This is a genomic window from Mesorhizobium sp. M0239 (assembly GCF_040321815.1).
In the GTDB taxonomy this organism is placed as follows: domain Bacteria; phylum Pseudomonadota; class Alphaproteobacteria; order Rhizobiales; family Rhizobiaceae; genus Mesorhizobium.
The window spans coordinates 18,404-42,326 of sequence record NZ_JAMYSG010000029.1 but is presented as its reverse complement, the minus strand read 5'-3'; the positions used below and the strand labels follow the sequence as shown (position 1 = coordinate 42,326).

Below are 23,923 nucleotides of genomic sequence, written 5' to 3'. Positions count from 1 at the left end.
TTCGCACCCCCCTCTGCCCTGCCGGGCATCTCCCCCGCAAGGGGGGAGATCGGCTGCTTCAGCGCCGATGCTCTTCCCGAAGCGTTGGGAATTTGCGAAGGCGGATATGAGGGCCAATCTCCCCCCTTGCGGGGGAGATGCCCGGCAGGGCAGAGGGGGGTGCTGTCCCGCCACAAGATCAAGTAAGGTCCGGAGCACACCCATGACGTTGGAATTGACCGCGCGCGACCGATCCATGCTCGACGGCGAGCAGGGCCCGTCCGCCGCCGCTGCCATGAAAATCCTCGTCGCATTTTCCAATGCGGTTGGGGCGCGCGGTCTGCTCGACATCACTGGCGCCCATATCGATGGCTGTCTCTACCACGGCAAGGCAGGGCTCGATTTCGTCGAGCGGCTGGTCGAAGGCGGTGGCCGGGTCCAGGTGCCGACGACATTGAATGTCGGCTCATTCGACCTCATCCATCCCGGCATGGTGAAGATGCCGGCAGCGGAAGAGGTGCCGGCGCGGCGGCTGATGAAGGCGCATCTGGAGCTCGGCTGCCAGGCGACCTTCACTTGCGCACCTTACCAGACGCGGTTCAGGCCGGAGTTCGGCGAGCAGATCGCCTGGGGCGAATCCAACGCCATCGTCTTTGCCAATTCGGTGATCGGCGCGCGCACCAACCGCTATGGCGATTTCATCGATCTGTGCTGCGCCATGACCGGCCGCGCGCCGGCCTGGGGTCTGCATCTGAGCGAGAACCGGCGCGGCCGGATCCTATTTGAGCTGGATGTTCCGGACGGCGAGCCGAGCGACAGCCTTTTCGTCGGCGTCGGGCTATTCATCGGGCAAGCGAGCGGCGACCGCGTTCCGGTGATTGCCGGTCTGCCGCAGCCGCGCGATGAGGACCAGCTAAAGGCGCTGGGCGCGGCGGCTGCAACGACGGGTGCTGTGGCGCTGTTCCATGCGGTCGGCATCACGCCGGAAGCGATGACGCTCGATGAGGCGTTCCAGGGTCATGCGCCTGACGAAACGATCCGCATCACCCGCGCCGATATCGACCATGCGCTGGCCAGGCTATCGAGCGTACGGGATGGCGCGCCGGTGGCGGCCGTGTCGCTCGGCACGCCGCATTTTTCGTATGAGGAGTGGATGCGACTGTTGCCGTTGCTGCGCGAGGCAGCACCCGGAAGGCGCATCCCGATCTACGTCAACACGGGCCGTGCGACCTTGGCGCGACTGCAGGAGGAGGGCGCGCTGGCGGGGATGGAGGCGTTTGGTCTGGTCCCGGTCGCCGACACCTGCACCTATGTCACATCGATCCTGGAACGCCTCGACGGCGTCGTGATGACCAATTCCGGCAAATGGGCGCATTATGCACCGGGCAATATCGGCGTGTCCGTCGCCTTTGCCGAGATGGAGGATTGCATCCGCTCCGCTGCCGTCGGGCATGTCGTGCGGAGCGCCTCATGACGCGACCGGTGGCACGAACCGGCACCTTCCAGTTGGCCGGCGAAGCCAAGGGCCAGGCGCTGGTGTTCTCGCAACCCCTCAGCTTCTGGGGCGGTATCGATGCCGAGACCGGCGACATAACAGACCATTCGCATCCCGGCCTCGGCCAAAATGTCGCCGGCAGGATTTTGGTCATGCCGAGCGGGCGCGGCTCATCGTCTTCATCCTCGGTGCTGGCCGAGGCGATCCGCAGAGGCACGGCGCCGGCCGGTCTTCTTCTGGAGCGGCCGGACCCGATCCTGGCGGTGGGCGCCATCGTTGCCGAGTTTCTTTATGACATCCGCATGCCGCTGGTGGTGTGCGATATTTCGAACCTTGTCTCCGGTGATCAAATTGATATCGGCATCGGCAAAGACGGCGGGCCGATCATCAGAGTTCACCCCGCCATCAATCCGGCAGAGCCACGCCGCCAATAGGCAGCCGCCAGCGTCTGATCGCGACCAAGTCCCAGCGTGTCGCGCCAATATTCGCGCACGATCTTGGCGGCAGCGGCTTCCGCCGCGAACCAGCCGAAGGCCGAACCGTCCTGCGGCCACGCCACCGAGCGGACAGCCTCGGCCAGCCGTCTGTCCTCGCCCGCCGCCACGCCATCCCGTGTCAGCCAATGCACTTCGATGCGGGTGGGGTTGGCGATCTTCTGCCGTTCACCGTCATTGGCGATCTCGACGAAGGCAACGCCTTTTGTCTCGGCCGGCAGCGTCTCCAGCAGCCGCGCCAGCGCCGGCAGGCCGGTTTCATCGGCACCCAAGACATACCATTCTGCCTGCCGCACCGGACGGCCGACCGGTCCCATGATGCCGACCTTCATGCCGGGCGCTGCCTGCATGGCCCAGGTGGAGCCGACGCTCTCGCCGGTATGAATCAGGAAGTCGACATCGATGATGCCCTTTTCCACGTCGAGCGCGCGGATGGTGTAGACGCGCGCCACCGGGCGCCGGTCATCGGCGGGCCAGACCGGCAAGCCATTGCCGCCGAGCACCGGCCACAGCGGATCGGGCACCTCCCTGGTCGGAAACAGCATGCGGATATGCATGCCGCCGAATTTGGCGAAACGGCTGAGATCCTCGCCGGCCAGCCGGATGCGGCGCATATGCGGGGTGAGGTCGCGAATATCCGTCACCACCATCTCGCGGAACTGAGCGAGGCTGGTTTCGCCTGAGAGATCGCCGGTCCAGACGATCTCGGGATTTTCCTCCTTGGCGTAGACCTGTACGGCCGTGGCCAGCAGGTCCTTGATACGGGCCAGCCCGTCGCGGTCGGCGGCATTGGCCCGCATCACCAGCCGTTCCATGTCGAAAGAGGCGCCACCGAAGGCAAAGCGGAAATCGATGCGCTGTCCCTGATGCGAAGCATCGGCCTCGAAGCTCTGCAGTCTGTCGCTGATGCTGTCCATGTAATCGGGCAGATGTCGCAGGTTGAGCTGTGCCTCACAGGCCAGTTCACGCACCGATGCTTGGCTCATTGTCAGCCTCCGATCCTGCCGGTGAGCGCCACCTTGAAGGTGCGGCCCTTGCCCTGTTCGGTTGCCGCCGAGGTCGACCATGCGCTTTGCGGGTCGGTGTAGGCGGTGTTGAAGATGTTATCGACGCCGAAGCCGAGCTTGAGGTTGTCATTGACGCGCCAGTTGGCGAAGACGTTGACCAGATCGAAACCGTCATCGACGACCGGCACGGCGTTGGGATTGGTGCGGCTGGTGCGGGTGATCTTGCCGACGCTGAGATATTGCGCGCCGACGGTGAGCTGGTCCTCCAGCATGCGGAAGCCGATGGTGGCCGAGAAGCGGTCGAGCGGCGTGTTGTTCAGCGCCTGGCCGGAATAGACGCCGCTGACGACCTTGGCGTCGATCAACGCGCCGGCAAGGTTCACAAAACCCCAGTTGTAGTCATAAACCATCTCGGCCTCGATGCCCTTCAGCCGGGCGTCGCCGATGTTGATCGCGGTGCGCGGCAGGACGGTCAGGTCGACGTCGATGTAATCCTCGACGGCAGTGTGGAAGACGTTGAGCTTGGCGCGCAACCGGTCGCCCGCCGTCAGAACATCGTCATACTTGACGTTGATGCCGGCCTCCCAGTTCTTCGCCGTCTCGGGCTGCAGCAGAAGATTGGGCCGGTATGTATCGCCGCCGCCATGCGCGCCGCCGCCGCGGAAGACATCCTGCAGGCCCGGCGCCCGATAGCCTTCGGAATAGGTGCCATAGAGCTGGAAGCCATCGAATGGCGTGACGCCGACGGTGAGGCGCGGCGACCAACGATCGCCGGAGATCGAGGCTTCCTGCGGCGACGGGATGCGCGTTTCGCCATCGAGCTGGTAGCCGTCATACCGCATCGCAGTGATGACCTGCAGCCAGTCCTCGTAATCGCCCTGCCACTGCAGGAAGCCGCCATAGCCCTGCTGTTCGCCAGCGCCGAAATGCGCCGCTTCCGAGGAGGCCTCGAGATAGTAGTAATCGAGTCCGTAGGTCAGCGTATGTGCTAGTCCCCAGGCGTCGAAACGTGAGGAGTTCTTCACGTTGAAGCCGGATGTGGCGACATCGTAAAAACGGAAATTGCCGATCCCTGAGGCAGGCGCGACCTGCGTCTGCTCGGTGCGGGTGCGGTTGTGGTAGGCATTGGCGCTGAAGTCGATCAGCTCGTTGTCGTCTGGCTTCCAGGTGTAGGCGGCGGTGTAGGTCTGGTTGGTGGTGTTGGTGTCGTAGCGGCTCAGCGTCGGCGAGGTCGAGCCGCTGGATCCGGTGATCTGGTCGTTGTAGCGCTGCAGGATGGCGCCGAGCTTCAGCTCATGGTCATCGGCCGGCCGCAGCGTCGTCTTCAGATAGCCGCTGGTCACCCGCTCGCCGGTCCATGGCACGGTCTCGCCATTGCCGTCGGTGTAGCTGTCGCGGTCGCGGTAGATGAGGTTGCCGATGATGTCGGCATCGTCGCTGAAGCGGTAGGCACCGGTGGTGCTGGTGGTGAAGCCGTCGCCATTGTCCTCGTAGCCGAGCTTCTCGCTCAGCGCCCAGCGCTCGTCCTTCTTGAGGAAATCGCCGGCGTCCTTGGTCTCGAAGGAGACGACGCCGCCGATGCCGCCTGACCCATAGGCATTCGACACCGGGCCACGAATGACGGTGGCTTCCTTGATCAGGTCCGGTTCGACATAGAACGAGCCAGAGCCATGACCGACGCGCCAATAGTCCTGACGGGCGCCGTCGAGCGTCACGACGACGCGGCCATATTGCTCCAGGCCGCGAATGTTGATGGCGGTTGCGGGATCGTCGCCATTCATCGAGGCAGCGACGCCGGGCGTGGTGCGGAAGATGTCGGCCGCTGTGTCGGGCTGAATGCGGTCGAGTTCGTCCTGATCGACGGCGCTGATGGCGGCCATCGATTCGATCACCGCCGTTTTGATCATCGTCGCCGAGATGGTGATCACGTCGAGCATCGTCGCCGGCTGATTCTGCGCGGCACTGGCCGGCGCCAGGCGGCCGGCCTTGGCGGCGGCCTTTTTCTCCTGGTCCTGTTCCTGCGCGCTGGCAAGAGGCACGGCGCAGAGGCCGAGCACGAAGGCGAGCGCGGTGCTCGCCATCAAGGTCGTGTTTGTTGTCGTTGTCATCGTCATGCAGCCCCCAAGCAAAAGCAAAACTGCTGGCGGTGGCTGAAGGGCCTTGGCTGGCATGATCGAGAATCCCTCGACCAGGCGGGCCGGGGCAGGGGTCACATATTAAAACATGATGACACAAGTCAACTTTAAATTTATAGCCGACCATCATCGAGAAGCATCTGGCACGGGAACAGCGGCATGGTCGGCAGTTTAGGCGAAGGCAAGACGACCCACTGGTCGCAACCTGGCAGGATCGCGGCGGTGCTGCTTCTGGCGCTGTCGGTGCTGGCGCCTTCCTGTGGTTTCCAGGCGCTGGCCGCCGAGGGCGTTGTCGACGCGCTGGGGCGAACCGTCGTGCCGGGCGCGGCGACCCGAATCGTGACGCTCGGCTCCGACGTCACCGAGATCGTCCACGCGCTGGGCGCCGGCGAGCGGATCATCTCCGTCGATCGCGGCAGCAAATATCCGCCTGAAGTCGCGCAAAAACCCAATGTCGGCTACCGCCGCCAGCTTTCGGTCGAGGGGCTGGCCAGCCTGCGTCCCGACCTGATCCTGGCGGCCGAGGACAGCGGACCGCCGGAGGCGGTCGAGGTGCTAAAATCACTGGCGATCCCGATCGTCTTCGTCCCGCAGGACAACAGCCCGCAAGGCATCGAGCGGAAGATCACCCTGATCGCCGCCAGCCTTAGGCTCGAGGACAAGGGCAAGGTGGTTTCCGCCGAGGTGCTCACCGCCTTTCAGACGGCAGCCGATCTGGCAGCAAAAATCCCGCCGGAGCGGCGCAAGAAGGTGGTGTTCTTCCATGGCCTCGTGAAGCTGAGCGCTGCCGGCGCCGGCACCTCTGCCGACGCCATCATTCGCTATGCCGGCGGCCTCAACCCGATGGATGTCGTGCATGGCTACAGGGCGGCATCGGAGGAAAAGCTGATCGAGATGGCGCCTGACGTCATCCTGATGATGAGCGACGGCAAGAGCGGGCCGACGCCCGAGCAGGTGTTCGGCAACCGCGCGCTGGCGGCAACGCCGGCGGCGGCCAACAAGGCGCTGGTCGTGCTTGACGGCGCCTACATGATCGGCTTCGGGCCGCGCACATCAGATGCGATCCGCGATCTGGCGAAGGCGCTTTATCCGGAAGGGGAATGACGCCGTAAAATCGCAAGGCGGTTCGGCTGGGCAGTACCAATTCGTCGGCGAACCAGTTGAGCTTGATAAATCCTGTCCGTCCGGATTTCTCCGGATCGGCTTCCGCCCGAACAAACTTGGCGGCTCGGCCTGAAACATTGGCACGATATTCTAAGCCGCGCGGTTGACCGCGAATGCGCTATCCAGCCTATAATTATACTAAATTCATAGACTAACTGCGGACGTTCAGGGCGCTCGCACCTTGGCCTGTGAAAATGGTGCACAAGGGAGCGCATCGATGCCGAAGACAGAGTCCAATCCGATCGACCTCGGCACCAGGGCGGCCGATTTCCTGTTGCCCGACGCGCAAGGCGTGCTGCACCGCCTCGCCGATTTCGACGCCAAGCCGGCCCTGCTCGTCGCCTTCATTTCCAACCGTTGCCCGTTCGTCGTGCTGATCCGCGAGCAGCTTGCCGCTTTCGCCAGGGATTATGCGGGCAAGGGGCTGCAAGTGGTGGCGATCAACGCCAACGACCACGAAGCGCATCCGGAAGAAACGCTTGCCCGTATCGGCGAAGAGGCCGAAAAATTTGGCTATTCCTTCCCCTATCTCAAGGATGCGTCGCAGCAGACGGCGAAAGCCTATGGCGCGGCCTGCACGCCCGACTTCTTCCTGTTTGATACCGACCGGCGGCTCGCCTATCACGGCCAGTTCGACGAGGCGCGGCCGGGCAACGGCAAGCCGGTGACGGGTGCCGATCTGCGAGCGGCGGTCGACACGGTGTTGGAGGGCGGCAGGCCCATTGCCAGCCAAGTGCCGTCGATCGGCTGCAACATCAAATGGAGTGCCGGCAACGAGCCGGTCTGGTCTTCCAGCGCGGCGCGCGCGGCCTAGCGCCGGCCTCGACGCATTCGCCAGGTGTCCATGCACAAGCCGCAAAAATCCGCTTCCGACAGCTTGCTGCTCCAGGCAGACGTGCTGGTGCTGGGCGGCGGCCCGTCGGCCGCCTGGGCGGCAGTCGCGGCGGCCGAGGGCGGCGCCAAGGTGGTGCTGGCCGACAAGGGCTATCTCGGCACCAGCGGCGCCACCGCGCCGTCCAACACCGGCACCTGGTGCGTGCCGCCGGGTGACAACAGGCACGCCGTGGTCGAACGACGCTGGCAGCGCACCGGCGAACTCGCCGACCCGCGCTGGATGCTGCGCTGCGTCGACACCGCCTACCGCAACCTGCTCAGGCTGTCCGAATGGGGCTATCCCTTTCCGAGCGAGGATGACGGACGGCTCTACATCGCCAATCTGCGCGGCCCGGACTACATGCGCTTCATGCGCCGCCGGGTGCTTTTGGCCGGCGTCACCGTGCTCGACCATCATCCGGCGCTCGAACTTCTGTCCGACGGCGATGCCATTGTCGGCGCCGCCGGTGTTGCGAGACAGATCGGCCAGGACTGGCGCGTCGACGCCAACGCCGTGGTGCTGGCGACCGGCGGCTGCGCCTTTCGCGAACGCATCCTCGGCGCCACCGGGCTGACTGGCGACGGCTATCTGATGGCGGCCGAAGCCGGCGCCAGCCTGTCGGGCATGGAGTTCACCGGCAAATACACGCTGGCGCCCTATGGCTCATCGCTGAACAAGGGCCTGCCGTTCCGCTGGGCCTCGTTCCATCGCGAAGATGGCTCGCCGATCGTCGGACCGACCGGCGAGCCGTTGCGTAACGGCATCGGCGACCGCGAGGAGGAAGTGGCGCGCGCGCTGATCGACGGCCCGGTCTATGCGCGGCTCGATCAGGCCGAACCGGCGCTGCAAGGCTGGCTGCGCCAGGGCCAGCCGAATTGCTTCGTGCCCTATGACCGCGTCGGCATCGACCCGTTCAGCGAGTTGTTCCGCATTACCTTGCGCGCCGAAGGCACGGTGCGCGGCACCGGCGGCATCGACATCGTCTCCGACGATTGCGCCACCGGCGTGCCCGGCCTCTACGTCGCCGGTGATGCCGCCAGCCGCGAGATGATGACCGGGGCCGTGTCGGGCGGCGGCGCCGTCAATTCATCCTGGGCGCTGGCCAGCGGCTGGTGGGCCGGCAAGGGCGCCTCGACCCATGCCAAGCGCCGCACCGGCAAGGCGTTCCGCAGTGCGGTGCAGTCGCTCGGCCAAGCCGGGTTGCGTCCGGCATCGTCGGCGAGTGCCGACATCTCGGCGAGCGAAGTTATCGAGGCGGTGCGTAGCGAAGTGACGCCGCTCGGCAAGAATTTCTTCCGCACTGGCGAGGGCCTGGAGAAAAGCGGCGAGCGGCTGGAGAGTGTCTGGCGCGACGTGCGCGACCATCTGCAAGGCGAGGGGCTGGATCGGGTCCGCACGCGCGAGGCGGCATCGATCGCCGCTGCCGGGCGCTGGTCCGTGGCCGCAGCGCTGCACCGCACCGAGAGCCGCGGCATGCATCGCCGCACCGACCTACCGGGCAAGAGCCCGGCCTTCGCGCACCGGCTGGTCATCACCGGTGTGGATGAGTTCCGCATCGCAGGTGCGCCTGAGCGGCTGGCGGAGCTGGCGTCATGATCGAGATCGTCTCGGCCACGCGCTGCGTCGAATGCGACATCTGCGTCAAGGTGTGCCCGGCCAACGTCTTCGACGCGACCGACAATGGCGTGCCGGTGATCGCTCGCCAGGAGGACTGCCAGACCTGCTTTCTCTGCGAGATCTACTGCCCGACCGACGCGCTTTATGTGGCCGAGTTCGCCGAAGGGCCGACCGGCATCACGGAAGCTCAGGCCGACGCCCGACGGCTGTTCGGCTCCTATGCCCGCGCGCTTGGCTGGAAGCGCGGCAAGGCGGGCGGCTCGGAATTCGACCCGACGCACCGCATCCGCGTGGCGCAGTGAACCGATCGGAGACAGATATGGATCGCCCGAACATGGACCGGATCGTCGTCAGCGACATCAGCAAGACGTTCCAGCTCAAGCCGGGGCAGTTCGTCACCGTCGATGGCGAGGCGACCGACCGCGTCACCGTGCTCGACGGCGTTGATCTCTCGATCCGCAAAGGCGAGTTCATCACGCTGGTCGGCCCGAGCGGCTCGGGCAAGTCGGTGCTGCTCGATATCATTGGCGGGCTGACGCAGGCGACCGGCGGCAATGTCCAGCTCGACGGCAGGCGCATCACCAGGCCCGATCCAAAGACCGGCTATGTCTTCCAGCAATATGCGTTGTTTCCCTGGCGCACGGCGCTCGCCAACATCGAATATGCGCTGGAAGTGCGCGGCGTGGCCAAGGCCGAGCGTACCGCCACAGCCCGCCATCTGTTGGCGCTGTTCGGCCTTGCTGGTTTCGAGGACCGTTTTCCCAACCAGCTGTCCGGCGGCATGCAGCAGCGTGTGGCAATCGCGCGTGCGCTGGCCAGCAACCCGGAAGTGCTGCTGATGGATGAGCCGTTCGCGGCGCTCGACCAGCAGACGCGTGAACTGCTGCAAGGCGAGCTGCTGCGGATCTGGGGCAAGATCAACACGACTGTCATTTTCGTCACCCACTCGATCGACGAGGCGATCTTCCTCGCCGATCGCGTGGTGGTGATGACGGCGCGGCCGGGCGCGGTGAAGGAGATCATCGATATCGACCTGCCACGGCCGCGCGACGGCGACATCCGCGCCAGCGCCGAATTCAACGCCTATCGCGCCCGCGTCTGGGACGTGCTGCGCGACGAGGTCAACAAGGCGCAGAAGGACTGGACCCTGTCGCCAGCCTTCAGTCACTGAGGAGCTGGACCAATGGCCTATCTGACCGAGAAGTTTGGCTCCGCTGGAGCGCTCCACCTGTTTGCCGGCGCTGGCGAAACGGTCGCCGTCGCTAGGGTCCCGGCCATCAAGGCCAGCGCCAAGAACCGGAGCAAGAAAGCGAGCCACGGCACGTTCCTCTATGGCTTGCCGCTGCTCGGCCTGTTCTTCCTGCTGTGGGAGATCGCGCCCCGGCTCGGCTGGCTGAACCGGATCTTCTTTCCGCCGCTGAGCGAGGTGCTGGTCGCCTGGTGGGCGCTGCTCGCCTCGGGCGTGCTGATCGAGCATATCGGCATAAGCCTGCAGCGCGCTGCGATCGGCTTCGCACTCGGCGTGGTGGTGGCCATCCCGCTCGGTCTGTTGATGGGGCGCTATTGGCTGTTCGAGAAGGTTTCCGACCTTCTGGTGCAGACGCTGCGCAACACATCGCAATTCGCACTGCTGCCGGTGTTCATCCTTTTGCTCGGCATTGGTGAGGAATCGAAGGTGGCGATCACCTTCTACTCCTCGGTTTTCTTTCTCCTCGTCAACACGATCAGCGGCGTCAAGTCGGTGGATCCGCTGCTGATCAAGGCGGCGCGCTCGATGGGCACGTCCGACTTCGATCTGTTCCGGAAAGTCATCCTGCCGGCCAGCATTCCCTCGATCGTCGCCGGCGCGCGGCTGGCGGTGAAATCCTCGCTGTTCGCGGTCATTGGCGCCGAGATGCTGGCGGCCAAATCCGGCCTCGGTTTCCTCATCCAGAACTCGCAGCTGATGATGGAAACGGCCGACATGTATGCCGGCATCCTGACGCTGACCGTCATCGGCCTGACCGTCAACTACCTGCTTGTCTGGTTCGAGCGCTGGGCGACAGCCTGGAAAGGCCAGTCCGAGACCTCGCTCATCTGAGCCGTCCATTCATTCCAATCAGGAAGGATTTTTCCCATGCCCAGCATTCCATTCGATGCACTTCGCCGACTGCTCCTGAAGGGCGCCATTGCCGTCGTCATCGGCCTTGGCGGCATGCCTGCCTTCGCCCAGGACAAGCCGGAAATCATCCGCATCGGCAGTACCGCGCCGGGGCATCTCAAATTCATCCTCGCCCAGAAGGACGGCTGGTGGGAGAAGGAATTCGCCAAGGACGGCATCAAGGTCGAACTGGTGACTTTCAATGGCGGTTCGGAGGCGACGACAGCGTTGGCCACCGGCGCGATCGAATTCACCTATACCGGCAACAATCCAGCGCTGCGCGTTGCGGCGTCCGGCGCCGACATCAAGCTGATCGGCCTGTCGAGCTATGTGAAGGCTGGCGGTTCCTACATCGTCGTCAAGACCGACTCGCCGCTGAGGACACTGCAGGATCTCAAGGGTAAGAAGGTCGCCTATTTGACCGGCACGGTGCGGCATTCGAATTTCAGCAAGGCGCTGAACAGCGTCGGCCTGACCACCAATGATGTCGAAGGTCTGAACCTGCCTTTCGAGGCATCCGGCCCGGCGCTGCTGCGCGGCGATATCGACGCCATTGTCGAGACTGATTCGACGGCGGCCAAGCTGGTCGACACCGGCGAGGCGCGCGTCCTGTTCGACACCAGCACCCATCCGGAATGGAACGTGCCCAACGTCATCTCGGTCAACGGCGCCTTCGCGGCGAAATATCCCGATCTGGTCAAGCGGCTGCTGAAGGTCGATATCGAGATTTCGCGCTGGGCCGACGCCCATCCGGACCAGACGATCAAGACCTTTGTCGAGGCGACCAAGTCGTCGGAAAAATCCGTCCGCAAGACCTATGCCGACGGGGTGTTCCATCAGGATCCGAAACTCACGGACGACGCGATCGCCGCCTTGCAGGGCGAGGAGAAATTCATGGCCAGCGCCGGGCTCCTGAAGGGCTCGATCGACTATGGCAAATGGGTCGACAAGAGCTTTGTCGATGGCGCCGCGGCTGAGGTCGCTGCCGTCCAATAGGCCCGGAAAGATCGAGTTGGCGGCGCTTTGCGGCGCCGCCTCGTACAGGTCAAATCTCCGGAATGTTCTCCTTGAAGATCACCTGCAGCCTTGGCTGGTGCAATTCGTAGGGCAGCCCCCGGACCGCATGGATCAGGGTGTTGAGCGCTTCGCGGGCCTCGACGCGCGGGTTCTGGTCGATGACCGCGTCGAGCGTGCCGTCGAGCAGAAGGTCCTTGGTGCCGTCCGTCACTTCGTGGCCGAGGAAGACCATGGATTGGGCGCGGCCGCGCTCCTTGAGCGCGCGGGCGATGCCGGTGTTGCCGGCGCCGACATTGTAGATCGCGGCAAGGTCGGGGTGCCGCTCCAGCAGGGCCGATGCCTCCGAATAGGCCTTCTCGCGGTCGTCGAGCATTTCGCGCATCTCGACGATCTGCAGACTGGGCGATTCCTCCGTCAGGATATGGCGGAACCCCATCTCGCGTTCTTCGTGGCCGCGATAAGACAGCGAGCCGGCGAACAGCGCCACCTTGCCCGGACGCCCCGATCCCATGAAGCGGTTGAGCAGATAGCCGGCCAGCCGCCCGGCGGCGCGGTTGTCGATGCCGATATAGGCGACCCTGGGCACATGCAGGATGTCGGAGGCGATGGTCACCACCTTGATGTCGTTGGCCGACAGGGAGCGGATTGCTTCGCGCACCGTCGGATGGTCGAGCGCGATGACGCCGACGCCTTGCGTCTGTCCGCGTAGATCCTGCAACAGGCGAGCGAGCCGGTCAGGATTGAAGCCCTCGATGGTGGCGATATGGACATCGAGGTCGGGCCGCGCCAGAGCCTGTGCCTCGATCTGGCGGTGCAGCATCTTGATGAAGGAATTGGTGCCGGCCGGCAGGGCGAAGTCGAGCCGGATGACCTCGCCGGGCGAGGGTCGTGGCGGCGCGCCGTTCGGACCTTCGGCGATGTAGCCGAGGCGCTGCGCCATTTCGAGCACGATTTCCCGCGTGCGCGCCCGCACGCCGGGTCGGTTGTTGAGCACTCGGTCGACGGTGGCGGCCGAGACGCCGGCTTCCCGGGCTATGTCAGTCAGGGTGGAACGCACCGTCTTTCATCTCCTGCATGCGTCGGATCGGCTGGTGACGGCTTCCCCGCCATCCGCGATTCTGATGGGAAATGATGTATCCGCCCTTGGCCGATGTGCAAGCCGCCGCGCTAAATCAAATGGTCCGGCAGGGCTGCGCGGGGCAGGGAAGGGCCGGGCGCCCTCAAAATGAGGCATCCTGCGTGACGTATGGGTCCCGTTTTTGTGCATTTCCTTGCCCTGTTGCAATATTATGAGGTGTTTTGATTATTTATGATGTTGACAGCCTTGCCATGCTGCCGTCAATATCCCTCATAAGGGTCGTGGAGGAAACGTGGCCCTGAGGGAGGAGTTTCAATGTCTGACTTGATCCGCATCTCGCGGCGCCGGCTGCTGGCATCCGGAGGAAAGGCGGCTGTGATCATGACCGCCGCTGGTATCGCACCCCAATTCATTCGTCCCGGTCGCGCCTATGCGGCCGACGCGCTGGCGCCCGGCATGATCGGCGGCCCGACGGGCTTCGAAGGGGCCGAGCGCTACCAGTATGGCGCCGACACGCCGGAAGGCCGTGCCATCGAGGCAGCCAAGGCGCTGAAGGGCGCCGGCAAGGCGCCGGCCAAGATCGTGCTCGGCCTGTCCGACGGCTCGATCGGCCAGCTCACGCAGCCGTTCCCGGCCGGTGCGCCGTCGATCAAGGAACTGTGGGAAAAGGAAACCGGCATCGCGATCGAAATCGTCGGTTTGCCGAACGGCCAGGAATTCACCAAGACGATGCAGGACATCTCCACCAAGGGTGGGGCCTACGACATCTACTCGACAGAATGGAACCGTCTTGGCGACCTCGCCGAAACCGGCGGCATCGCCAAGCTCGACGACTTCGTCGCGCAGTACAAGCCCGAGTGGGACGATCCGGTGACCGGTTATGTCAATGGCGCCAAGGGCGTGTCGCTGCTCAACAAATATCGCGGCTCGAACTATGGCGTGTCGCTGGACGGCGACTTCCAGACCTGGGTCTACCGCACCGACCTGTTCGGCGACGAAGCCGAGAAGAAGGCCTTCAAGGACAAATACGGCTACGATCTGGCGCCGCCGAAGACCTGGAAGCAGCATGGCGATATCGCCGCCTTCTTCCAGCGTCCCGACAAGGGTCTATTCGGCTCGACCGACCTGCGCAACCAGGGCTGGGGCTACACGAACTGGTACCAGCGCTATGTCTCGATGGCTTCGCCCAACCAATTCCTGTTTGGCGATGACGGCAAGCCTATGATCAATTCGGAACAAGGCATCGCGGCGACCAACGAATATGTCGCTTCGCTCGCGCATCATTCGCCGGATGCGATCTCCTGGGGCTGGCCGGAGCAATACGGCAACTTCGCCAAGGGCGGTGCGGCGATGACCTGCGCCTTCTCCAACCTGCCGAAATTCCTCGACAATGCCGGCAACAAGGATTCAGCCGTCACCGGCAAGATCGGCTCGATGCTGCCGCCCGGCCGCGAGATCGACGGCAAGCTGATCAGCCGTTCCGTGCTGTGGTTCTCGCTGACCGGCATGGTCTCGTCGCAGTCGAAAAACCAGGAGGTCGCCTATCTCCTGCTGCAATGGCTGGGCTCGGCCCGTATCTACGCATGGATGAGCGCCAACCCCGGCGGTTACCTGGACCCGTTCCGGCTTTCGGACTTCTCCGATCCGCTGGTGCGCCAGACCTATCATGCCTACCACATGGACGTCGTGCGCGAGACGGTCGCCCGCACCGTGCCAACCATCAATTATCCCGGCGCCACAGCCTTCCACAACGCGCTCGACGAGAATCTCATGGCGGCGCTGACCAAGGCAAAGACATCAGAGCAGGCGATGGCCGACACCGAGGCAGAGTGGAAGAAGATCGCCCGCCGCACCGGCGAGAACAAATTGCTTGAAGCCATCAAGACCAACAAGGAGGCCTGGCCGACAGTTCTCGATCCAATCGTCTGATCCTCCTCCCGGGATCGCACCGAAGGAGGGGAGGAGCTTGCTTCTCCCCTCCGCCCACAACGCCACCAGCAAAGCCGCCAGATGAAGCGTTCCGTTCCTTTCCTGATATTCCGCTATGCCGCGATCTTCGCCGCTATGGCGGTGACGCTGGTGCCGATCCTGTGGATGGTATCGATGGCCTTCAAGCCGATCGCCGAATGGTCGGCGACCGGCGCCGACCTGACCTGGTGGCCGAAGAACCCGACGCTCAGCAATTTCCGTTTCGTCTTCGGCGAGTCGACGAACAATTTGATCGTCGCGCTCGACCGTAACGCGCTGAAGCCGATCCTCGCATCGCTGCTGTCGGCGGTTTTCGGCACGGTGATCGCCATGTCGGCGGGCACTGCCGCGGCTTATGGGCTGTCGCGTTTCGGCTCCGGCCAGAACCTGCCGCTGGCGCTGATCCAGCTCCGGATCTTTCCGCCGATGGCGGTCATGATCCCGGTGATGATCATGTGGGCTTTCCTCAACTTCACCGACAGCTGGTGGGGCCTGGCGCTGATCTACGGCATCGTCACCTTGCCGTTCGCCTTCTGGCTGATGAAAACCTTCTTCGACGACATGCCGCGCGAGATCGAGGAGGCGGCGCTTGTCGAGGGCTGTTCGCGACTGCGCGTCTTCACTCGCATCACGTTGCCGATGATGCGCGCGCCGCTGGCAAGTGCCGCGCTCTTCGTCTTCATCCTCAACTGGTCGGACTATCTGATCGCGCTGCTTCTGACGACGCGCGAATGGGTGACCATCCCGGTCTACATGGCCTCGCTATCCTCCTCGATGACTGGGCAGCTCTATGGCGCCAAGGCGGCGCTTGGCCTGATCGCGGCCGTGCCGCCGGTCATCATGGGCATCGCCATCCAACGCCATCTGGTGCGCGGGTTGACGTTCGGGGCGCTCAAGCAATGAGCGCGGTGACTGTCATGACTTCCAAGGATGAGATGAAAGCCGTCGGAGCAAAGCCGGTTTCGCGCGATGAGGGCGCAAGGCTGGGCTTCCGGCTGACATTGCCTGCGCAGATCCTCGTGCTCTTCATCTCGGCCTTCCCGCTGTTGATGCAGCTCTACATCAGCGTCACCGACTGGTCGCCCCTGTCGGGCACCGGCTGGTGGAACGCTTGGTCGATGTGGAACAGCTTTGCCAACTACACCGATCTCGCCGTCGACACGCGCTTCTGGAGCGCGCTGAAGCGTACGGCCATCGTGATGATCGTCTGCGTGCCGGCGGAGTTCCTGCTCGGGCTGGCGCTGGCAACGCTGTTTGCCGACGATTTCCCGGGCAAGCGCATCTTCTATTCGATCCTGCTGATGCCGATGATGGTGGTGCCGGCGGTGGCCGGCTACATGTTCTTCATGCTGTTCCAGTCGGGCGGCCCGGTGAACGACATCTTGTCGTCGCTTACCGGATCTCCCGTCACCATCGCCTGGCTGTCGGATCCGACGCTGGCCCTGATCGCTGTCATGATCGCCGACATTTGGCAGTGGACGCCACTGATGTTCCTCATCCTGCTTGCCGGCCTGGTCGGCGTGCCGGAGGACCAGATCAAGGCGGCGACGCTGCTCGGCGCCAATCCGTGGCAGCGCTTCGTCACCATCGTGCTGCCGAAGATGAAGACGATCATCATCATCGCGCTGGCGATCCGGGTGATCGAGAACTTCAAGATCTTCGACACGCTCTACATCATGACCGGCGGCGGTCCAGGCGTCGCAACCGAAACCATCTCGGTCTACATCTACAAGCTCACCACGCAGGACCTGATCTGGGGCTATGTGGCGGCGATCGCGCTGGCCATTTTGGTCGTGCTGTCGATCGTCGCGGTGTTTGCCATGAAGCGCATGGCGCGGGCACGCGAGGTGGCGGCATGAGCGCCATTCACCTGCAGAACCTGGTGAAGAAATTCGGCGACTTCACCGCGCTGAAGACCATGGACCTGGCAATATCAGATGGCGAGTTCATGGCGCTGCTCGGTCCGTCGGGCTGCGGCAAGTCGACGACGATGAACATGATCGCCGGCATGGAAGAGCCGACCGGCGGCAAGATCCTGTTTGGCGAACGCGACATGGCCGGTGTGCCGATGGGCCGGCGCGGCGTCGGCTTCGTCTTCCAGAACTACGCCATCTTCACCCATATGACGGTGCGCCAGAACCTCGCCTACGGGCCGAGGATGCGAGGTGCGGCGAAGGCCGAGATCGACCGCCGTGTCGGTGCCATCGCCGAGATGCTGCAGCTGACGCCGCTGCTCGACCGCAAGGCCGACAGGCTGTCGGTCAACATATTGCAGCGGGTGGCGATCGGCCGCTCGGCGATCATGGAGCCGGCGATCTTCCTGCTCGACGAGCCGCTGTCCAATGTCGACGCCGCTTTCCGGGCCGTCATGCGCACCGAACTGAAGCAGCTGCAGCGGCAGTTCCGCCAGACCATGGTCTACGTCACCCACGACCAGCTCGAGGCGATGACCATGGCCGACCGCATCGCGGTCATGGATCATGGCGTGCTGCAGCAGGTCGGCACGCCGCTCGAGGTCTACAACGATCCAGCCAATGTCTTCGTCGCCCGCTTTATCGGTGCGCCGGGTATGAACCTGCTCAAGGGCAGGCCGGCGGAGAGCGATCGCGGACTGGTCGTCGATCTCGGACCGTTGGGCGTCACGCCGCCGCTGCCGGGCGAACTCGCAGCGGCCATGCGTGGTGCGCGCGGCGAGGTGCTTTACGGATTCCGGCCGGAACAGGCGACGTTGGTGCAGAATGGGCAGGGCCTCGCAATGCCGGTGACCTTCGTCGAACGGATCGGTGCGCGCACCATCGTTCATCTCGGCCAGGGCGAGGCGGCTGTGAAAACGGTGTTCGACAATGATGTCGGACTGGCTATCGGCGACACCGCTGTCATTGCCCCCACTACGTCGTCGGTGCGCGTCTTCGACGCCGCTACCGGCCTTGCGATAAAGGCAGGTTGAGATGGCCGATATCGTCTTTCGCAATGTGACCAAACGCTACGGCAATATACTTGCCGTCGACGACGCCTCGTTCACCGTCAACGACAATGAGTTCTTCTGCTTCTTCGGACCGCCGCTGTCAGGCAAGTCGACCATTCTGCGCCTGGTGCTCGGGCTGGAGACACCTGACACCGGTGAAGTCCTGATCGGAGGCAGGCCGGTCAACGCGATGTCGCCGGCCGAGCGCAACGTGGCGATGGTGTTCCAGAACCTGGCGCTGTTTCCGCATATGAGCGCGCTCGAAAATGTCCGCTTTCCCCTGGTCGAACGCCGGGTCGCCGAGGCCGAGATCAAGTGGCGGGTCACGGACGTCGCGGCGAAGCTGCATATCGGCCATATCCTGCACAAGCCGCCGGGACAGCTTTCGGGCGGGGAGCGGCAGCGCGTGGCGATCGCGCGGGCTCTGGTGCGCGATCCCAATGCCTATCTGATGGATGATCCGATCTCGGCGCTAGACGCCAGGCTGCGCGAGGAAACGCGCGTCGAGCTGAAGCGCATCCAGCGCGAACTCGGCAAGACGCTGATCTATGTCACGCATGACCAGGAAGAGGCGATGTCGGTCGCCGACCGCATCGCCATCCTGGAGGACGGCAAGATCAGGCAGATCGGCACGCCGGCAGAGATCTACGACCGCCCGGCCAGCACGTATGTGGCAAGGCTGCTTGGCTCGCCGATGATGAACATTCTCAGATCGGCGCGCAGCGAGGGCGGTGTCGAAGCGGCTGAAGGGACGATCCGCATCGAAGACAAGACAGCGCCCGCCGACGCCGTGGAGATCGGCCTGAGGCCGGAAGACATCAAGGTTAGACCGTGGGCGGATGGGGGCCAGGGCCGCCCGGCGCGAGTGTTCGAGGTCGAGCCGCTTGGCGGCTATACCGTGGTGACGCTCGCTGCCGGGCAGGCGCGGCTAAAGGCATTGCTGCGCGGCCAGCCCGACGTCCGGCCGGATGCCATGGTGGCGATATCCTGCGAGCCGGCCAGAGTGCATTATTTCGAACAGAGCGGCGGGGCGTTGGCACGATGACGGCCGCCACAAGGAAAGAGTTTCGGGAGGAAGAGATGGCAAACAAGGGCTTCGAGCCGGACGTGAAGGTCCGCACGAAGGAATACAGGATCGGCTGCGTCGGCGCCGGCATGATCATGGCCGAGTGCCATCTCGCCGCCTACAAGGAAGCTGGATTCCCGGTGGTGGCGATCGCCTCGCGCACCAGGGCCAGCGCCGAGAAGGTGGCGACGCGCTGGAGCATCCCCACGGTCCACGACACGCCCGAAAAACTGATCGAGGACGAGAATGTCGAGATCATCGATCTTGCCTTCCCGCCCGACCTGCAGCCGGCGCTGATCCGTCACGCGCTGAAGCAGAAGCACATCAAGGCGATCCTGGCGCAGAAGCCGTTGGCCTTGTCGGTCGACGAAGCGGTCAAGCTGCGTGACGAGGCGGCCAAGGCCGGCAAGATCCTCTCGGTCAATCAGAACATGCGCTACGACCAGTCGATGCGCGTCTTGAAGCAGATCATCGACAGCGGCGCGCTGGGCGAGATCATCTTCGCCCAGATCGACATGCACGCCATCCCCCACTGGCAAAGCTTCCTCGAGGATTACGACCGGCTGACGCTGGCCAATATGAGCGTGCATCATCTCGATGCGCTGCGCTTCCTGTTCGGTGACCCCTCAGAGATCACCACGCTGACGCGGAAGGATCCGCGCACGACATTCGACCATTCCGACGGCATCACCGTGTCGACGCTGCGCTTCCCGTCCGGCGTGCTCGCCGTGTCGCTGGAGGATGTCTGGTCCGGTCCGCACCAGGATGGCTACAAGGACGACCAGCACATCAACTGGCGCGTCGACGGCACCAAGGGCGTCGCGAAGGGCACCATCGGCTGGCCGACGGGCGCGGCCTCGACGCTGACCTATGCCTCGACCGAGACGACCGGCGGCGAATGGGTCAGCCCGAGTTGGGACACGATGTGGTTCCCGCATGCCTTTATCGGCGTGATGGAGCAGCTCCAGCATGCGGTGAAGACCGGCACGCCGCCGGCGCTGTCGGTGGCCGACAACGTCAAGACCATGGCGCTGGTCGAGGCGGGCTATCGCTCGATCGACGAGGGCCGCACTGTCAAGCTTTCCGAAATCGCTATCTGATCACCGCCACTGAAACACCAGACAACTGAATCGCTTACAGGGAGGAATTCACACCATGATGCAGGCAGGTATTTTCACGGGCTATTTCCCATACGGCCTCGAAGAGACGGCGAAGAAAATTCGCGGCCACGGTTTCAACACCGTGCAGCTCGACCTTCATTTCAAGGATATCGACCTGTCGGCCGGCCAGATCACCAAGGATAAGGCCAAGAAGGTTCGCGACACGTTCCGTGCCCACGACCTGCCGATCTGCTGCATCTCGGGCTACACCAATGTCATTCATCCCGACCTCGCGCACCGCAAGGCGAATGTCGATCGGCTGAAGGAAATCATCCGCAACGCCCGCCAGCTCGGCAGTCCTTACGTGATCTCGGAGACCGGTACCTACAACACCGAGAGCGAGTGGATGAGCGATCCCAAGAACAAGTCCGAAGAGGGTTTTGAGATGTGCCGCAAGGTGATCTCCGAACTGGCGCAGGAAGCCTATGACCACGGCTCAATGTTCCTGCTCGAAACCTACGTCAACAATGTCGTCGGCTCGGTCGAGGAAACGGTGAGGATGTTCGCGCAGGTCGACCATCCGGGCCTCGGCCTGCTGATGGATCCGACCAACTACTTCGAAAGCCACAACATCGACCAGATGGACAAGGTGCTGAACCAGGTGTTCGACACGCTGGCCGACAAGGTCAAAATCGCGCATGCCAAGGATGTCGCACGAGCCGGCGACGACAAGAGCGAGAAGCATGCGGACATCGGCGATGACGACGCGCTGGCCTCGCACACCTTCCGCGGCGTTGGCGAGATGGTCCTCAACGCGCCGGGCACCGGCTCGCTGAACTACGACCTCTATCTGCAGCGCCTGTCGCAGAAGAACCCGAACATCCCGGTGATCATCGAACACCTTTCGGAAGACGACGTGCCGAGGGCCAAGAAATTTCTCGACGACAAGTTCCGCGCCAACGGTCTCTGACCGGCTGTGCGCCGCCCTTTGCCGGCGGTGCATCCGGCTTGGAAGCAACAACAAGGGAGGAATTGCAGTGTTGAAATTCGGATTGAAACTGGCGGCGGCCGCGACTGTGTTCGCGGGAATCGCATTCGCCTCGCCGGCAATGGCGCAGGAAGGCCAGAAGACCTTCTACCTGCTGTCGCATGGCGGCCCATCGGATGCGTTCTGGCTGGACTGGAATGCCGGCGCGACCAAGGCCTGCGACCAGCTCAAGGTGACCTGCAAGATCTCCTTCAGCGGCGGCGACATGGCGGCGCAGAAGGAGGCCTTCAATTCCGCGCTTGCGGCCAAGCCCGACGGCATCGCCACCACCTCGGCCCAGCCAGGCTTGTGGACGGAAGAGGTGAAGGCGGCCAAGGCGGCCGGCATCCCGATCGTGTTCTTCAACACAGACGATCCGGCGACCGGACGGCAGGCCTATGTCGGCGCCGATCTCAAGGAGGCGGGCGTCATCTGGGCCAAGTATCTTGTCGACCACAAGATGGTGAAGCAGGGCGACAAGGTGTTCCTGCCGGTGGAAGTGCCTGGCGCCAGCTATCAGCAGCTCGAGACCGAAGGCATCGCCAGCGTCTTCGATCCGTTGGGGATCAAATATGATGTGGTCGATTGCGGCACCGACCCGGCCGGCATCATTGCCAAGATGACCGACTATATGGTGGCCAACAATCCGCCGGCGATCATCGCGCTCGGCGATTCCGTCGCGGCCAGCGTCAAGCGGGTGTTCGACGGCGCAGGCGTGCCGGCCGGCAAGATCCCGGTCGTCGGCTGGGGCAATTCGAAGGAAACCGCGGAGGCCGTTAAGTCCGGCTTTATCAACGCGGCGGCCTGGCAGTTCCCGTCTGCACAGGGCTTCATGCCGGTGGCGCTTCTCGGGCTCGCCGCGTCGGGCGAACCGATCGGCTATGACATCCATACTTTCAGCCTTTACGACGCCTCAAGCGTCGAACCGATCCTGAAACTCTACGACACGAAGTGAAAACCGGTGCCCGCGGCGCAGGCCGCGGGCACCACTTCAAAGCATGGTTCAAGCAGTCATGATGATCGCCGCAGAAGACGAAATGCCTGTCGGGAAACGCAGATCGAGCCTTATACGCTCGCCGCAATTCTCCTCGCTCGTCATCCTCATTGTCCTGCTCGCGATTTTCGCCATCGCCGATGCCAATTTCCTGTCGCCGCTCAACATCTCCAACATGATGGCGTTCCTGCCTGAGCTCGGCATCATCGCGCTCGGCATGACGTTGCTGTTGACGGCGGGTGAGTTCGACCTGTCGATCGGCGCCGTGTTCGGGTTGGCGCCGGTCGTCGTCATGCTCCTGGTGCAGAATGGCGGCGTGGATATCGGTGTCGCCCTTCTGGCCGGGCTTCTGCTGTGCATCGCCATAGGCGCCATCAACGGGCTGATCGTCACCAAGATCGGCATCTCCTCCTTCCTGGTCACGCTGTCGATGCTGCTCGTGGTGCGCGGGGCGGCGCTCTACATCACGCAGGGCTTTCCGCTGAAATCCTGGGACCAGCCAGGCTTTTTCGTCACGCTGCTGGCCGGCAGCTTCAATGTCGGGTCGTTCCGGTTCTACACCTCGCTGTGGTGGTTCATCGGTCTCTCGCTGCTGGCGATCTACGTGCTGCGCTATGCCAAGCTCGGCAACTGGATCAGCGCCATCGGCTCCAACCGGAACGCGGCGGTGGCGCGCGGCGTGCCGGCGGACGCCGTCAAGGTGTGGCTGTTCATCCTGACTTCGGTCCTTGCGGGACTGGCCGGCATGATCAGCGCCTTCCGCATCTCGGCCGCCTCACCGGTGGCCGGCACCGGCTACGAGCTCGAAGTGATCGCCATGGTGGTGGTCGGCGGCACGGCGCTGACCGGCGGACGCGGCACGATCCTCGGCACCATCGTCGGCGCGCTGATGCTGCGCGCGATCCGCAACGGCATCGTGCTGATCGGCGTGCCGGGCCTCGCCTACAACATCTTCGTGGGCCTCATCATCCTCGCCATGCTCATCCTGCACGCTTTGCTGCAGAAGAACGCCGCAAGGGGCTGACGATGGAAGTGCTTCGGCTGCAGAATCTGCAAAAATCCTTCGGCAGCGTTCGGGCGCTGAAGAATGCGTCCTTTGCCCTCAACGAAGGCGAGGTGGTGGCCTTGCTCGGAGACAATGGCGCCGGCAAATCGACGCTGATCAAGGCGATCTCGGGCGTGTTTCCAGCCGATCGGGGCGACATCTATGTGCGCGGCGAAAAGGTCTCGATCCGCTCGACGCGCGATGCGATGGACCTCGGCATCGAGACCATCCACCAGGATACGTCTCTGGCGCCGGATCTCAGCATTGCGCGCAATCTTTTCCTTGGGCGCGAACCGGTCAAGCTGAAATGGCTGGGCGTGTTCGCGCCGCTCGATTTCGCCAAATTGCGCGACGCGGCGTCGGCGCTGTTGAAGCGCGTCGGCATCTCGAAAAAACTCAACGCCGATGCGCTGGTCTCTACGCTGTCGGGTGGCGAGCGGCAGTCGATCGCGATTTCTCGCGCCATGCAGTTCGCCGCCAAGGTCATCATCCTCGACGAACCGACCAACAATCTCGGCGTCGAGGAAACCCACGGCGTGCTGCGCTTCGTCAAGGAGGTGCGTGAGGCCGGTCATTCCGTGCTCTTGATCACCCACAACATCCACCACGTGTTCCAGGTTGCCGACCGCATCATCGTCATGCGCCGCGGCGAGATCGTCGCCGAGCAGACGGTTGCCGATACCGATCTTCTGACCGTGGAAAGCATCATCACCGGCGCCGACATGTCGGCCCTGCTGAAAGAGACGAGAGCGAAGTGA

Annotated in this window: 22 protein-coding genes; 19 read left to right on the top strand and 3 right to left on the bottom strand. The window is 63.8% G+C overall.

All coding sequences use genetic code 11. The annotated features are described in order from the left end of the window. Nucleotides 1–202 precede the first annotated feature (202 nt). Together NKI99_RS26190 and NKI99_RS26185 are read left to right on the top strand one after the other, a co-directional pair. Entirely contained in the window at nt 203–1,453 is a 1,251-nt protein-coding gene (locus tag NKI99_RS26190; protein ID WP_128303397.1) for an aconitase X, read from the top strand. After that, entirely contained in the window at nt 1,450–1,908 is a 459-nt protein-coding gene (locus NKI99_RS26185) for an aconitase X swivel domain-containing protein (RefSeq protein ID WP_352441197.1), read from the top strand. The genes NKI99_RS26190 and NKI99_RS26185 overlap by 4 nt, the downstream gene beginning before the upstream one ends. Here the strand turns inward: NKI99_RS26185 and NKI99_RS26180 are convergent. Together NKI99_RS26180 and NKI99_RS26175 are read right to left on the bottom strand one after the other, a co-directional pair. Further along, entirely contained in the window at nt 1,869–2,954 is a 1,086-nt protein-coding gene (locus tag NKI99_RS26180; RefSeq protein ID WP_128303399.1) for a siderophore-interacting protein, read from the bottom strand. The genes NKI99_RS26185 and NKI99_RS26180 overlap by 40 nt on opposite strands. Before the next feature lie 2 nt (nt 2,955–2,956). Next, entirely contained in the window at nt 2,957–5,083 is a 2,127-nt protein-coding gene (locus NKI99_RS26175) for a TonB-dependent hemoglobin/transferrin/lactoferrin family receptor (protein WP_352612621.1), read from the bottom strand. Between the two features lie 186 nt (nt 5,084–5,269). Here NKI99_RS26175 and NKI99_RS26170 point away from each other — a divergent pair, with 186 nt between their 5' ends. From NKI99_RS26170 to NKI99_RS26140, 7 genes are all read left to right on the top strand, one after another. Then, entirely contained in the window at nt 5,270–6,214 is a 945-nt protein-coding gene (locus NKI99_RS26170) for a heme/hemin ABC transporter substrate-binding protein (RefSeq protein ID WP_352554747.1), read from the top strand. A 277-nt stretch (nt 6,215–6,491) separates the two neighbouring features. After that, entirely contained in the window at nt 6,492–7,088 is a 597-nt protein-coding gene (locus tag NKI99_RS26165) for a thioredoxin family protein (protein WP_023814046.1), read from the top strand. A gap of 30 nt (nt 7,089–7,118) precedes the next feature. Continuing rightward, nucleotides 7,119–8,744 (top strand): FAD-binding protein, encoded by a 1,626-nt coding sequence (locus NKI99_RS26160; RefSeq protein WP_352612619.1) that lies wholly within the window; start codon nt 7,119–7,121, stop codon nt 8,742–8,744. Continuing rightward, complete coding sequence (locus NKI99_RS26155) at nt 8,741–9,067, top strand: 4Fe-4S dicluster domain-containing protein (protein WP_023814043.1); 327 nt, start codon at nt 8,741–8,743, stop codon at nt 9,065–9,067. Before NKI99_RS26160 ends, NKI99_RS26155 begins: the two co-directional genes overlap by 4 nt. Before the next feature lie 32 nt (nt 9,068–9,099). Further along, complete coding sequence (locus NKI99_RS26150) at nt 9,100–9,936, top strand: ABC transporter ATP-binding protein (RefSeq protein ID WP_031213850.1); 837 nt, start codon at nt 9,100–9,102, stop codon at nt 9,934–9,936. A gap of 12 nt (nt 9,937–9,948) precedes the next feature. Then, on the top strand, nt 9,949–10,845 hold the full coding sequence (locus tag NKI99_RS26145; RefSeq protein WP_352554749.1) for an ABC transporter permease: 897 nt from the start codon (nt 9,949–9,951) through the stop codon (nt 10,843–10,845). Nucleotides 10,846–10,881: 36 nt separating this feature from the next. Then, complete coding sequence (locus NKI99_RS26140; RefSeq protein ID WP_352612617.1) at nt 10,882–11,901, top strand: aliphatic sulfonate ABC transporter substrate-binding protein; 1,020 nt, start codon at nt 10,882–10,884, stop codon at nt 11,899–11,901. Between the two features lie 49 nt (nt 11,902–11,950). Here the strand turns inward: NKI99_RS26140 and NKI99_RS26135 are convergent, their stop codons facing one another. Then, nucleotides 11,951–12,979: a LacI family DNA-binding transcriptional regulator gene (locus tag NKI99_RS26135; protein ID WP_352612615.1), complete on the bottom strand. Its 1,029-nt coding sequence runs from the start codon at nt 12,977–12,979 to the stop codon at nt 11,951–11,953. A 336-nt stretch (nt 12,980–13,315) separates the two neighbouring features. Between NKI99_RS26135 and NKI99_RS26130 the strand changes: the two genes are divergently transcribed. The 10 genes from NKI99_RS26130 (at nt 13,316) to NKI99_RS26085 (ending at nt 23,923) form a co-directional block, all read left to right on the top strand. After that, a complete protein-coding gene (locus NKI99_RS26130; protein ID WP_352612613.1) occupies nt 13,316–14,929 on the top strand; it encodes an extracellular solute-binding protein in 1,614 nt (537 codons plus the stop codon). Nucleotides 14,930–15,010: 81 nt separating this feature from the next. After that, entirely contained in the window at nt 15,011–15,871 is an 861-nt protein-coding gene (locus tag NKI99_RS26125) for a carbohydrate ABC transporter permease (RefSeq protein WP_013530821.1), read from the top strand. Then, nucleotides 15,868–16,827: a carbohydrate ABC transporter permease gene (locus NKI99_RS26120; protein WP_352612611.1), complete on the top strand. Its 960-nt coding sequence runs from the start codon at nt 15,868–15,870 to the stop codon at nt 16,825–16,827. Before NKI99_RS26125 ends, NKI99_RS26120 begins: the two co-directional genes overlap by 4 nt. Further along, nucleotides 16,824–17,915 (top strand): ABC transporter ATP-binding protein, encoded by a 1,092-nt coding sequence (locus NKI99_RS26115; protein ID WP_352612609.1) that lies wholly within the window; start codon nt 16,824–16,826, stop codon nt 17,913–17,915. The genes NKI99_RS26120 and NKI99_RS26115 overlap by 4 nt, the downstream gene beginning before the upstream one ends. Nucleotide 17,916: 1 nt before the next feature. After that, nucleotides 17,917–18,978 carry an ABC transporter ATP-binding protein gene (locus NKI99_RS26110; protein WP_352612608.1) on the top strand — a complete coding sequence of 354 codons (1,062 nt, stop codon included), beginning with the start codon at nt 17,917–17,919 and terminating at the stop codon, nt 18,976–18,978. Nucleotides 18,979–19,013: 35 nt separating this feature from the next. Beyond that, nucleotides 19,014–20,099: a Gfo/Idh/MocA family protein gene (locus NKI99_RS26105; RefSeq protein ID WP_352612606.1), complete on the top strand. Its 1,086-nt coding sequence runs from the start codon at nt 19,014–19,016 to the stop codon at nt 20,097–20,099. A 55-nt stretch (nt 20,100–20,154) separates the two neighbouring features. Then, entirely contained in the window at nt 20,155–21,069 is a 915-nt protein-coding gene (locus NKI99_RS26100) for a sugar phosphate isomerase/epimerase family protein (RefSeq protein WP_127317901.1), read from the top strand. A gap of 67 nt (nt 21,070–21,136) precedes the next feature. Next, nucleotides 21,137–22,081, top strand: coding sequence for a sugar ABC transporter substrate-binding protein (locus tag NKI99_RS26095; RefSeq protein WP_352612604.1), 945 nt, complete (start codon nt 21,137–21,139; stop codon nt 22,079–22,081). 82 nt (nt 22,082–22,163) lie between these two features. Further along, nucleotides 22,164–23,144: an ABC transporter permease gene (locus NKI99_RS26090; RefSeq protein WP_352612602.1), complete on the top strand. Its 981-nt coding sequence runs from the start codon at nt 22,164–22,166 to the stop codon at nt 23,142–23,144. Further along, complete coding sequence (locus NKI99_RS26085) at nt 23,141–23,923, top strand: ATP-binding cassette domain-containing protein (protein WP_502905561.1); 783 nt, start codon at nt 23,141–23,143, stop codon at nt 23,921–23,923. Before NKI99_RS26090 ends, NKI99_RS26085 begins: the two co-directional genes overlap by 4 nt.

Coding starts and splice junctions, on each gene's coding strand:
- NKI99_RS26165 (WP_023814046.1), top strand. CDS start 6,492: ATGCCGAAGACAGAGTCCAATCCGATCGACCTCGGCACCAGGGCGGCC.
- NKI99_RS26090 (WP_352612602.1), top strand. CDS start 22,164: ATGCCTGTCGGGAAACGCAGATCGAGCCTTATACGCTCGCCGCAATTC.
- NKI99_RS26130 (WP_352612613.1), top strand. CDS start 13,316: ATGTCTGACTTGATCCGCATCTCGCGGCGCCGGCTGCTGGCATCCGGA.
- NKI99_RS26105 (WP_352612606.1), top strand. CDS start 19,014: ATGGCAAACAAGGGCTTCGAGCCGGACGTGAAGGTCCGCACGAAGGAA.
- NKI99_RS26155 (WP_023814043.1), top strand. CDS start 8,741: ATGATCGAGATCGTCTCGGCCACGCGCTGCGTCGAATGCGACATCTGC.
- NKI99_RS26190 (WP_128303397.1), top strand. CDS start 203: ATGACGTTGGAATTGACCGCGCGCGACCGATCCATGCTCGACGGCGAG.
- NKI99_RS26150 (WP_031213850.1), top strand. CDS start 9,100: ATGGACCGGATCGTCGTCAGCGACATCAGCAAGACGTTCCAGCTCAAG.
- NKI99_RS26185 (WP_352441197.1), top strand. CDS start 1,450: ATGACGCGACCGGTGGCACGAACCGGCACCTTCCAGTTGGCCGGCGAA.
- NKI99_RS26170 (WP_352554747.1), top strand. CDS start 5,270: ATGGTCGGCAGTTTAGGCGAAGGCAAGACGACCCACTGGTCGCAACCT.
- NKI99_RS26145 (WP_352554749.1), top strand. CDS start 9,949: ATGGCCTATCTGACCGAGAAGTTTGGCTCCGCTGGAGCGCTCCACCTG.
- NKI99_RS26175 (WP_352612621.1), bottom strand. CDS start 5,083: ATGACAACGACAACAAACACGACCTTGATGGCGAGCACCGCGCTCGCC.
- NKI99_RS26120 (WP_352612611.1), top strand. CDS start 15,868: ATGAGCGCGGTGACTGTCATGACTTCCAAGGATGAGATGAAAGCCGTC.
- NKI99_RS26110 (WP_352612608.1), top strand. CDS start 17,917: ATGGCCGATATCGTCTTTCGCAATGTGACCAAACGCTACGGCAATATA.
- NKI99_RS26125 (WP_013530821.1), top strand. CDS start 15,011: ATGAAGCGTTCCGTTCCTTTCCTGATATTCCGCTATGCCGCGATCTTC.
- NKI99_RS26100 (WP_127317901.1), top strand. CDS start 20,155: ATGATGCAGGCAGGTATTTTCACGGGCTATTTCCCATACGGCCTCGAA.
- NKI99_RS26115 (WP_352612609.1), top strand. CDS start 16,824: ATGAGCGCCATTCACCTGCAGAACCTGGTGAAGAAATTCGGCGACTTC.
- NKI99_RS26160 (WP_352612619.1), top strand. CDS start 7,119: ATGCACAAGCCGCAAAAATCCGCTTCCGACAGCTTGCTGCTCCAGGCA.
- NKI99_RS26140 (WP_352612617.1), top strand. CDS start 10,882: ATGCCCAGCATTCCATTCGATGCACTTCGCCGACTGCTCCTGAAGGGC.
- NKI99_RS26180 (WP_128303399.1), bottom strand. CDS start 2,954: ATGAGCCAAGCATCGGTGCGTGAACTGGCCTGTGAGGCACAGCTCAAC.